Origin of the sequence: Janthinobacterium sp. CG3 (genome assembly GCF_000344615.1) — a bacterium.
GTDB lineage: Bacteria > Pseudomonadota > Gammaproteobacteria > Burkholderiales > Burkholderiaceae_D > Janthinobacterium.
Genome location: NZ_KB467824.1, coordinates 3,697,818 through 3,707,774, shown reverse-complemented (window position 1 = coordinate 3,707,774; position 9,957 = coordinate 3,697,818). Strand labels below are relative to the sequence as shown.

The window sequence follows — 9,957 nt, the reverse complement described above, 5'->3', positions numbered from 1 at the left end:
GGATAGGATAAATTTGCGAAAAACCAGTTGACTTGGAATTCATCATAGAAGGTCGGGTTAGCGCGGCGTAACCCGACAATGTTGGCCTGGAGCAGCGCGTTTTGCCTCGGCCAACTACGACACTGAAGTCGTTTAAACCAGAGGCGCAACCCTGGCGTCAGACCCCGGGGGTCTGACGCCAATTCACCGCTGTTGGCTTCAATGAGAGCGGTGGCGCTCGCAAAAAATAATCCGCGGACAAAAAAATCGGGGCCAGGTCTTGCATGCATCATTCCGCGAAGAATGGTGACGTGCAAGACTTGGCCCCGATCCGCGTGGTGTCGCTGGCTTATTCCTGGCGCAACCAGGTTTGCGAGCGCCCGAACATCGGCAGGCCGACGTAGCCGCGCACTTGCAATTTCTTGCCGTTTTCGGTCAGCCACGCTTTGCTGCGATACACCTTGCCGTCGGCCGGATCGGTGATTTCGCCGTCAACGTATTCCTCGCCGCTTTTTTTCAGGCCCGACAGCATCGTCATGCCGATCATCGGCTGGTCCTTGTTGGCACCCTGGCATTTGTCGCATTTCGGCGCCTGGTCCTGGTCCGGCGTACGGAACAGCTTTTCGATTTTTCCTTGCAGCACGCCGTTGCTTTCGGTGACGCGGATCAGCGCCTTCGGCTTGCCGCTGGCGTCGTCCACGCTTTTCCACAGGCCAACCGGGGAGCTGTCGTCGGCCCAGGCGGCGGCCGATGACAGCGCCATGGCCGCCGCGAGCAAGCCCGCTTTTACTAAAATACGCATCGTGTCGTCTCCAATATCGTGATTGATAGGGATATTTCTTTTTTATTCGATGGGTAGTTTAGCAAACTGTTCGCGCATTTTTTCGATCGTTGCGGAAAAACTGAGCAAACGCTCGGTTTCCTGCGCCACCACTGCCGCCGGCGCCCGCGCAACGAAGCTTTCATTGCCGAGTTTGCCGTTAACCTTGGCAATTTCTGCCTCGATGCGTGTAATTTCCTTGGATAAACGTTCGCGTTCGGCCTTGACGTCGATCTCCACCTTCAGCATCAGCTTGGTGGTGCCGACCACCGACACCGCCGCAGGCGACTCCGGCAGCGCGTCGACGATGTTCACCTCCGACAGCTTGCCGAGCATCTGCACGTACGGCGCGAAGCTGTGCAGCGCGGCCTTGTCGGCGGCGTTGCCGGCCTCGACGACCAGCGGCACGCGTATCGACGGCGAGATCTGCATTTCGCCGCGCAGGTTGCGGGTGGCGTCGGTCAACGCCTTCAACTGCTGCATCCAGGCCTCGGCGTCGGCGTCGATCTTGGCCGGATCGGCGATCGGGTAGGACTGCATCATGACCGAGCCGCCGTGCGCCGCCATGTCGACGCCGGCCAGCGGCGCGACGCTTTGCCACAGCGCCTCGGTGACGAAGGGAATGATCGGGTGGGCCAGGCGCAGCACGGTTTCCAGCACGTGCAGCAGGGTGTGGCGGGTGGCGCGCTGCTGGCCTTCGCTGCCGTGCTGGATCTGCACCTTGGCCACTTCCAGGTACCAGTCGCAATACTCGTCCCAGACGAATTTGTAGATCGACGCGGCGATGTTGTCGAAGCGGTAGTCGTCGAAACCCTTGGCGATGTCCAGTTCGGCGCGTTGCAGCAGCGAGATGATCCACTTGTCGGCCTGCGACAGGTCCGCCGCGCTGGCCGAGCAATCCTTGTCCTCGGTGTTCATCAGCACGAAGCGGGTGGCGTTCCACATCTTGTTGCAGAAGTTGCGGTAGCCTTCGCAGCGGCCCAGGTCGAAGTTGATGTTGCGCCCCAGCGAGGCGTAGCTGGCCATGGTGAAGCGCACCGCGTCGCTGCCGTAGGCGGCGATGCCGGACGGGAATTCCTTGCGCGTCGCCTTGGCGATCTTGTCGGCGTCGCGCGGGTTCATCAGGCCGGTGGTGCGTTTGACAACCAGGCCCTCGACGTCGATGCCGTCGATCAGGTCGATCGGGTCGAGCGTGTTGCCCTTCGACTTGGACATCTTCTGGCCGCTGGAGTCGCGCACCAGGCCGTGCACGTAGACGGTGTGGAACGGCGCCTTGCCGGTGAAGTGGGCGGTCATCATGACCATCCGGGCGACCCAGAAGAAGATGATGTCGAAGCCCGTCACCAGCACCGACGACGGCAGGAAGGCCTTGATGTCCGGGGTTTCCTCCGGCCAGCCCATGGTCGAGAACGGCACCAGCGCCGACGAGAACCAGGTGTCGAGCACGTCGTTGTCGCGGCGCAGCGCGCCGCTGCTGCCGGCGGCGGCGGCCTTGGCCTGCGCCTCGGCTTCGGTCTGGGCGACGAAGATGTTGCCGGCGTCGTCGTACCAGGCCGGGATCTGGTGGCCCCACCACAGTTGGCGCGAGATGCACCAGTCCTGGATGTTGTTGAGCCACTGGTTGTAGGTGGTGCTCCAGTTTTCGGGGACGAACTTGACCTCGCCGCTGGCCACCATGTCGAGCGCCGTCTCGGCGATCGACTTGCCCGGGAAGAAGGTGCCCTCGGGCGCCGGCTTGCTCATCGCCACGAACCACTGGTCGGTCAGCATCGGTTCGATGATGACGCCGGTGCGGTCGCCGCGCGGCACCATCAGCTTGTGCGGCTTGACCGCTTCCAGCAGGCCCAGCGCGTCGAGGTCGGCGACGATCTTCTTGCGCGCGACAAAGCGGTCCAGGCCGCGGTAGGCCTCGGGCGCGTCGTCGGTGATGGTCGCCTTCAAGGTCAGGATGACGATTTTGTCCAGGTTGTGGCGCTGGCCGACGGCGTAGTCGTTGAGGTCGTGCGCCGGCGTGATCTTCACGCAGCCGGTGCCGAATTCCTTGTCGACGTACTCGTCGGCGATGATCGGGATTTCACGGTCGGTCAGCGGCAGCTTCAGCATCTTGCCCACCAGCGGCAGGTAGCGCTCGTCGCTCGGGTCGACCGCCACGGCGACGTCGCCAAGCATGGTCTCGGGGCGGGTGGTGGCAACCGTCAGGTGGCCGCTGCCGTCGGCCAGCGGGTAGCGGATGTACCACATCGTGCCGTCTTCCTCTTCCGACACCACTTCCAGGTCCGACACGGCCGTGCCCAGCACCGGGTCCCAGTTGACCAGGCGCTTGCCGCGGTAGATCAGGCCCTGCTCGTACAGGCGCACGAAGACGTCGGCGACCACCTTCGAGCGCGGCGCGTCCATCGTGAAGTATTCGCGCTGCCAGTCGGGCGAGGTGCCCATGCGGCGCATCTGGCCGGTGATGGTGGAGCCGGATTTTTCCTTCCACTCCCACACTTTTTCAATGAATTTTTCGCGGCCCAGGTCGTGGCGCGAAATCTTTTGCGCGTCCAGCTGGCGCTCGACGACGATCTGCGTGGCGATGCCGGCGTGGTCGGTGCCCGGGACCCAGGCGGTGTTGTGGCCGCGCATGCGGTAGTAGCGCGTCAAGCCGTCCATGATGGTCTGGTTGAAGGCGTGGCCCATGTGCAGCGTGCCCGTCACGTTCGGCGGCGGCAGCAGCGTGCTGAAGGACGGCTTGCCGGCGTCGAGTGTGGCGGCGAAGTATCCGCGCCGCTCCCACTCGTTGCGCCAGAATTGTTCAATGTCGGCGGGCTCGAAAGACTTGGCTAATTCCATGATTTGGCGTGTAATTTGTGCGAAAACACCCATTATAGATGACCCGGCGGCGCCCGCGCCCGGGGCCGCCGCGTATTTTCTTCGCCCGGGCCGGCCCCGGCGGCTAGGCGGCGGCGCCGGCCCAGCCGGCCAGCGCGCGGATGTCGTCGGGATTGGTGCGGCAGCAGCCGCCGATCAGGCGCGCGCCCTGCCTGTGCCAGTCGCGCGCCTGCTCGGCGAAGGGCTGGCTGTGGGCGCAACCGTGCCATTGCTTGTCGGCGCCGTCGTATTGCTCGCCTGAATTTGGGTACACCAGCAACGGTTTCGACGTGCGCGCGCGCATCTGGCCGATCAGCGCCGACATGTGTTCCGGCGCGCTGCAGTTGACGCCCAGCGCCGCCACCTGGGCGTAGCCGTCCAGTTGCGCGACGCAATCGGCCAGCGGCTCGCCTTCGCTGTTGTGCGCGCCGTCCCGGCACGAGAAGCTGATCCAGGCGCTGACGCCCGGCAGTTCCGCCAGCAGGCGGGCCAGCGCCAGCGCTTCGGCCAGGCAGGGGATGGTTTCGCAGGCCAGCAGATCGGCGCCGGCGTTGGCCAGCACGTGCAGGCGCGGACGGTGGAAGTCCATCAATTGCTCGACGCTCAAGCCGTAGCGGCCCTTGTACTCGGAGCCGTCGGCCAGCATGGCGCCGTAGGGGCCGACCGAGGCCGCCACCAGCGGGCGCGGGCGGCCGGCGCGGTTGGTCTGGTCGGCCCAGAACGCGTCGCGCGCCTGGCAAGCCAGTTGCACCGAGGCGCGCATCAGGTCCGCCGCCTCGTCGGCGCCGATGCCGCGCCGGGCGAACGCTTCGAAGGTGGCCTGGTAGCTGGCCGTGGTGGCGACGTCGGCGCCGGCGGCGAAGTAGTCGTAATGCACCTGGCGTATCAGTTCGGGTTGCTCGACCAGCACCTTGGCCGACCACAGCGGGTCGTTCAGGTTGGCGCCGCGGCGCTCCAGTTCGGTCGCCAGCGCGCCGTCGAGGATCATCAAAGGCCGCGCCGCGAGGATGGCGGCGATCGGATCGGACACGGGGGTGGATGGCATGGCTATTCCTTAATTTACCAGGCGCTGGCGGCGGCGTCGGCGCGTGATGGATGGGTCGGTCCGCAATGTCGGCTAAAATTCTGCCTGCTTACCAGTTGTGGTCAATGCTGTATAGACCAATAGTCTACAAGATTTGCATCAAACCAGAGGGAAAAAAGATGAAAACGATCCAATGTCTGATAGCGGCCGCCGCGGCCTTGATGGTGTGCGCGACGGCCCAGGCGCGTACGCTGGAACAGATCCGCAAAGACGGCAAGATCATTATCGCGACCGAAGGCGCTTATCCTCCGTTCAACTATTTCGAGGGTTCCAAGCTGAGCGGTTTCGAAATCGAACTGGGCGAGGCCATCATGAAAAAGGCCGGCTTGAAAATCGAATGGAAAACGCTGGGCTTTGACGCCCTGCTGAGCGGCTTGCGCCAAGACCGCTGGGACGCCGTCATCGATTCGGTCGGCATCACCGAGGAGCGCGCCAAGGCCGTCTCGTTCGCCACCCCGTACTATTGCAGCGGCGGCGTGATCGCCTCCAAGAACCCGGCCATCCTCACCGTCGCTGCGCTGAACGGCAAGGTGGTGGCGGTGCAGACCGGTTCCACCTATATGGAGCAACTCAACAAATTGCCCGGCGTGAAAGTGAAGAACTTCCCGCAGGACACCGACGCCCGCGCCGCGCTGCTCAACAACCGCGCCGACGCCTGGGTCGGCGACCGCTTCGCCGTCAAGGCCGCGCTGGCGAAACAGCCGGACGGCGGCATGCGCATGGGCGCCTACCTGTTCATCGAACAGATCGCCATTGCCGTGCAAAAGGGCAATACCCAACTGGCCGGCGCGATCGACAAGGCGCAGCGGGAGGTGGTGGCGGACGGCACCTTCAAGGCGCTGTCGGAAAAATATTTCCAGGAAGATATCCGCTGCAAGTGAGGCGCGCGCCAGTCCCGGGCCGGCGCTACACCGGCGTGCGCACGCGCTCGGCGTCGGCGTGGTGGTGCGGAGCGCCGCCAAATACCTGGGCGGCCCCCCCCGTATTGTTGTGTCTGCGCACAAGGAAATCGAATCCTGATTGCTTCCAGTGCAATCTTATGATTTGATAAGAGTTCCCCTATGCAAGCAGAAAAAACGATGTCATATTAGGCAGGAAATGAATAGCACGAGTGTTCGTTTATACGTCAAAAAAATCACATCAGGAGACAACATGCAGCATAAAAAATTAGCGCTGGCCCTGCTAAGCGCGGCGGCGCTGGCCGCTTGCGGCGGCAACGGCAGCAGCGGCGGCGACCAAAACAACAAAGTCAAATACAGCGCCCAGGTGGTCTTTGGCGACAGCCTGTCAGACGTCGGCACCTATCGGGTCGGTGCGGTATTGGCGCTCGGCGGCGGCAAATTCACCATCAACGGCGACAACACCGCCATCAACAAGGAACTGAACGGGAAAAACTGGATCGAGCTGATGGCCGCGCAATTTGGCTTGCCCGCCCCTTGCCCCGCGCAAACCGGCTTGAACGGCGACGCCAGCCTGGGCTTTGCCGTACCGGTGGTGAACCATGCCGGCTGCTACGGCTACGCCCAAGGCGGCGCGCGCGTGACCGCCGACATCGGACCGAACAATGCGGCGACCGGCTCGCCGCTGGGCGCGCTGACGCTGCCGGTGGCCAAGCAGATCCGCAACCACCTGGCCGCCGTGGGCGGCAAGTTCAAGGGTGACGAGGTGGTCTTCGTGACCGTCGGCGGCAACGACATCGCGGCCTTGCTGGGCGTGCTGAAGAGTGGTGCGACGGCGGCCGGCGTCGCCGCCGGCAAGACCACCTTCGCCACCACGCTGGCCGGCCTGCTGGCCGCCGGCGCCACCAATCCCGCCGCCGCCGGCCCGCTGATCGGCCTGGCGATCCAGACCGAGGCGGCCAAACCGGGCGCCACCGACAACACCATCGTCCAGGCCGCGGCGACCGCCGCCTTTATGCAAGGCAACGCCAGTGCGGCCGACCCGGCCTATGTCGGCGCCCGCGCGCTGCAGGCGAAAACCGCCGGCGAAGCGGCCGGCCAGCAGGCCGGTCTGGATTACGCCACCGCCAGCGCCCCGGGCGCCGTCGCCGCCATGGCCCAGGCCGGCGTCGAGACGGCCGACCTGGTGAAAACCGAGATCATCGGCAAGGGCGCCAACTATGTCGTCGTCAACAACTTGCCGGACTTTGCCAACACGCCGGTCGGCAAGTCGCAGAACGCCCAGATCCACGCGCTGCTGGTGACGATGGTCGACGCCTACAACGCCAAGCTGCTGGCCGGCCTGAACGGCCAGGCCAAGGCCTTGTACGTGGACCTGTATGCGATCAGCCACGACCAGATCACCAACCCCGGCCCGTATGGCCTGAGCAACACCAGCACGCCCGCCTGCGGCGCCAACGTGCTGGAAGGCTCCGCGCTGGGCTGCACCGGCCGGAACGTGATCGCCGGCGACGTCAGCCACTACATGTTCTCCGACGACCGCCACGCGACGCCGTACGAGTATTCGCTCATTGCCAAATTCGTGGCCAAGGAAATGATCGTGCGCGGCTGGCTGTAAGGCAGGCAAGCGGCGGCGCCGTCCCTGCGGCGGGCCGCCGACACAACAATGTAAAGAATAGGAGAGAACATGACATTCAAACTCAATAGCGGCGCGCGGTTGCTGGTCCTGGCGGCGGCGCTGGCGGCCGCGTCGGCGGCGTCGGCGCAAAGCGCCGGCCAGTGGACGCTCAAGGTCGGCGTCAACAAGATCACGCCGAAAGTCGACAGCGGCGACGTGTCCGCGCCGGCCCTGCCGGGCACCAAGGCGGCCGTTGGCAGCGACACCAAGCCGGTGCTCATCGTCGGCTACGGCGTGACGGACAACATTTCGGCCGAACTTCACCTGGGCGTGCCGTACCAGCACACCATCAGCGGCGCCGGCGCGATCGACGGCACCGGCAAGCTGGGCACGGTGGAAGCCTTGCCGCCGACGCTGCTCGCCCAGTACCGCTTCTTCACGCCGGCCGCCAAGTTCCGTCCCTACGTCGGCCTGGGCGCCACCTACGCCTACTTCCAGAAGGCGCGCGGCTCGGCGCAGATGACGGCGATCACCAATGTCGGCGGCCAGTCCACCACTTTCAAGCTCGACAACAAGCTGGCGGCGACGCTGCAGGCCGGCCTGGCGATGGCGATCAACGAGCGCTGGTACGCCGACCTCGCCGTGACCAAGACCTTCCTGAAAACCACCGTCAGATTCTCGACCGGGCAGACGCAGGACATCACGCTCGATCCACTGGCGGTGAGCTTCGGTATCGGCTACAAGTTTTAAACCGGTACGCGGAAAAAAACCAGCGGCAAAGAGCCGGGGTCGGACCTCCAGGTCCGACCCGGTTGCCGCGCCGCCGTGTTGTTACGAGAACGCCTGGATGCCGGTCTGGGCGCGGCCCAGGATCAGCGCGTGCACGTCGTGCGTGCCTTCGTAGGTGTTGACCACCTCCAGGTTGACCATGTGGCGGATGACGCCGTATTCGTCGGATATGCCGTTACCGCCCAGCATGTCGCGGGCGACCCGCGCGATGTCCAGCGATTTGCCGCAGGAGTTGCGCTTCATCATGGAAGTGATTTCCACGGCGGCGGTGCCGGCGTCCTTCATGCGCCCCAGTTGCAAACAGCCTTGCAGGCCCAGCGTGATTTCGGTCTGCATGTCGGCCAGCTTCTTTTGCACCAGCTGGTTGGCGGCCAGCGGCCGGCCGAACTGCTGGCGGTCGAGCACGTACTGGCGGGCGCGGTGCCAGCAATCCTCGGCCGCGCCCAGCGCGCCCCAGGCGATGCCGTAGCGCGCCGAATTCAGGCAGGTGAACGGCCCCTTCAGGCCGCGCACGTCGGGGAACGCGTTCTCTTCCGGGCAGAACACATTGTCCATGACGATTTCGCCGGTGACCGAGGCGCGCAGGCCGAACTTGCCGTGGATCGCCGGCGCGCTCAGCCCGGCCATGCCCTTGTCCAGCACGAAGCCGCGGATCGCGCCCTCGTCGTCCTTGGCCCAGACCACGAACACGTCGGCCACCGGCGAGTTGGTGATCCACATCTTGGCGCCCGACAAGGCATAGCCGCCCGGTACTTTTTTGGCGCGGGTGATCATCGAACCGGGGTCGGAGCCGTGGTTCGGCTCGGTCAGGCCGAAGCAGCCTATCCATTCGCCGCTCGCCAGCTTCGGCAGGTATTTCTGGCGCTGCTGCTCGGTGCCGAACTCGTAGATCGGCACCATCACCAGCGACGACTGCACGCTCATCATCGAGCGGTAGCCGGAGTCGACGCGTTCGACTTCGCGGGCGATCAGGCCGTAGCTGACGTAGTTCAGGCCGGAGCCGCCGTATTCGCTTGGAATGGTCACGCCCAGCAGGCCCAGCTCGCCCATTTCACGGAAGATCGTCGTGTCCATCTTTTCGTGGCGGAACGCCTCGACAATGCGCGGAGCCAGCTTGTCCTGGCAATACGCGGCGGCGGCGTCGCGCACCATGCGCTCGTCATCGCTCAGTTGGTTCGACAGCAACAGGGGATCGTCCCAGTGGAATTGCGCTTTACGGCTGGAGTCTGCTTGGGTCATGGTTTGTCCTGGTCTCGTTAGGCTGTTGGTCTTGTATAGACTGCTTTGCCGATGCGTCAATTCTAGCGCGTTTGTGTGCTGTCAAATTGTCCGTTATGAAAAATCAGTGAAGCTTGGGGTGTCGTCGCGCATTGTTCGACTTCGCCGACGAAAATAACGTGGTCGCCTTCGGGGTAGCGGCTGCGGTTGTGGCATTCGAACCAGGCCGAGACGCCCTTCAGGATAGGCTGGCCGGTGCGCGACAATTCGTAGTCGACGCCGTCGAAGGGGTTGTCGCTGCGGCGCGAGAACAGCTTGGCCAGGTGGGCCTGGTCGGCGCCCAGCACGTTGATCACATAATGCGAGTTGCCGCTGAACACGGGCATGCTGTTGGCGCCGGCGCCCAGGCTCCACAGCACCAGCGGCGGCGTCAGCGACACCGAGTTGAAGGAACTGGCGGTCAAGCCACGGAAGCTGCCGTCGGCCAGGCGCGTCGTGATGACCGTCACGCCGGTGGCGAACTGCGACAGGGCCTGGCGGAAGTGCGCGGTGTCGAATTCGGGTGCCGGTGCGCGGGGGGAGCGAGTGTTCATGGGGGGGCCTGTATCTTTTTTGCCATTATGCCAAAGATTGCGGCGGCGGGCGCGATCACGCACGATCATGCCACATCCGCCCGGCGCGGCGTCCGCGCGCGGCCACT

9 protein-coding genes are annotated in these 9,957 nt (G+C 64.5%); 3 read left to right on the top strand and 6 right to left on the bottom strand.

Annotated features, from left to right (window positions below):
* The 4 genes from JANGC3_RS33845 to mmuM form a co-directional block, all read right to left on the bottom strand.
* Nucleotides 1–296: hypothetical protein (locus JANGC3_RS33845; protein ID WP_232429718.1), on the bottom strand; the 296-nt coding region annotated here is incomplete at its 3' end.
* A 32-nt stretch (nt 297–328) separates the two neighbouring features.
* Entirely contained in the window at nt 329–781 is a 453-nt protein-coding gene (locus JANGC3_RS0116330; protein WP_026133072.1) for a DUF2147 domain-containing protein, read from the bottom strand.
* A gap of 42 nt (nt 782–823) precedes the next feature.
* On the bottom strand, nt 824–3,631 hold the full coding sequence (locus tag JANGC3_RS0116325; RefSeq protein WP_017877565.1) for a valine--tRNA ligase: 2,808 nt from the start codon (nt 3,629–3,631) through the stop codon (nt 824–826).
* Nucleotides 3,632–3,734: 103 nt separating this feature from the next.
* Nucleotides 3,735–4,694 (bottom strand): homocysteine S-methyltransferase, encoded by a 960-nt coding sequence (mmuM, locus tag JANGC3_RS0116320; RefSeq protein ID WP_035787762.1) that lies wholly within the window; start codon nt 4,692–4,694, stop codon nt 3,735–3,737.
* A 158-nt stretch (nt 4,695–4,852) separates the two neighbouring features.
* Between mmuM and JANGC3_RS0116315 the strand changes: the two genes are divergently transcribed.
* From JANGC3_RS0116315 to JANGC3_RS0116305, 3 genes are all read left to right on the top strand, one after another.
* Nucleotides 4,853–5,614, top strand: coding sequence for an ABC transporter substrate-binding protein (locus JANGC3_RS0116315; protein ID WP_017877563.1), 762 nt, complete (start codon nt 4,853–4,855; stop codon nt 5,612–5,614).
* A gap of 271 nt (nt 5,615–5,885) precedes the next feature.
* Nucleotides 5,886–7,250: an SGNH/GDSL hydrolase family protein gene (locus tag JANGC3_RS0116310; RefSeq protein ID WP_017877562.1), complete on the top strand. Its 1,365-nt coding sequence runs from the start codon at nt 5,886–5,888 to the stop codon at nt 7,248–7,250.
* Between the two features lie 69 nt (nt 7,251–7,319).
* A complete protein-coding gene (locus JANGC3_RS0116305) occupies nt 7,320–8,000 on the top strand; it encodes an OmpW/AlkL family protein (protein WP_017877561.1) in 681 nt (226 codons plus the stop codon).
* An 81-nt stretch (nt 8,001–8,081) separates the two neighbouring features.
* On the opposite strand, the gene JANGC3_RS0116300 is transcribed toward JANGC3_RS0116305, so the two are convergent.
* Entirely contained in the window at nt 8,082–9,278 is a 1,197-nt protein-coding gene (locus JANGC3_RS0116300; RefSeq protein ID WP_026133071.1) for an acyl-CoA dehydrogenase, read from the bottom strand.
* A gap of 62 nt (nt 9,279–9,340) precedes the next feature.
* Entirely contained in the window at nt 9,341–9,850 is a 510-nt protein-coding gene (locus tag JANGC3_RS0116295) for a flavin reductase family protein (RefSeq protein ID WP_017877559.1), read from the bottom strand.
* Nucleotides 9,851–9,957 lie beyond the last annotated feature (107 nt).

What these genes read in the sequence shown, in the direction of transcription:
- JANGC3_RS0116295 (WP_017877559.1), bottom strand. Translation starts at nt 9,850, where the DNA reads ATGAACACTCGCTCCCCCCGCGCACCGGCACCCGAATTCGACACCGCG.
- JANGC3_RS0116315 (WP_017877563.1), top strand. Translation starts at nt 4,853, where the DNA reads ATGAAAACGATCCAATGTCTGATAGCGGCCGCCGCGGCCTTGATGGTG.
- JANGC3_RS0116300 (WP_026133071.1), bottom strand. Translation starts at nt 9,278, where the DNA reads ATGACCCAAGCAGACTCCAGCCGTAAAGCGCAATTCCACTGGGACGAT.
- mmuM (WP_035787762.1), bottom strand. Translation starts at nt 4,694, where the DNA reads ATGCCATCCACCCCCGTGTCCGATCCGATCGCCGCCATCCTCGCGGCG.
- JANGC3_RS0116330 (WP_026133072.1), bottom strand. Translation starts at nt 781, where the DNA reads ATGCGTATTTTAGTAAAAGCGGGCTTGCTCGCGGCGGCCATGGCGCTG.
- JANGC3_RS0116325 (WP_017877565.1), bottom strand. Translation starts at nt 3,631, where the DNA reads ATGGAATTAGCCAAGTCTTTCGAGCCCGCCGACATTGAACAATTCTGG.
- JANGC3_RS0116310 (WP_017877562.1), top strand. Translation starts at nt 5,886, where the DNA reads ATGCAGCATAAAAAATTAGCGCTGGCCCTGCTAAGCGCGGCGGCGCTG.
- JANGC3_RS0116305 (WP_017877561.1), top strand. Translation starts at nt 7,320, where the DNA reads ATGACATTCAAACTCAATAGCGGCGCGCGGTTGCTGGTCCTGGCGGCG.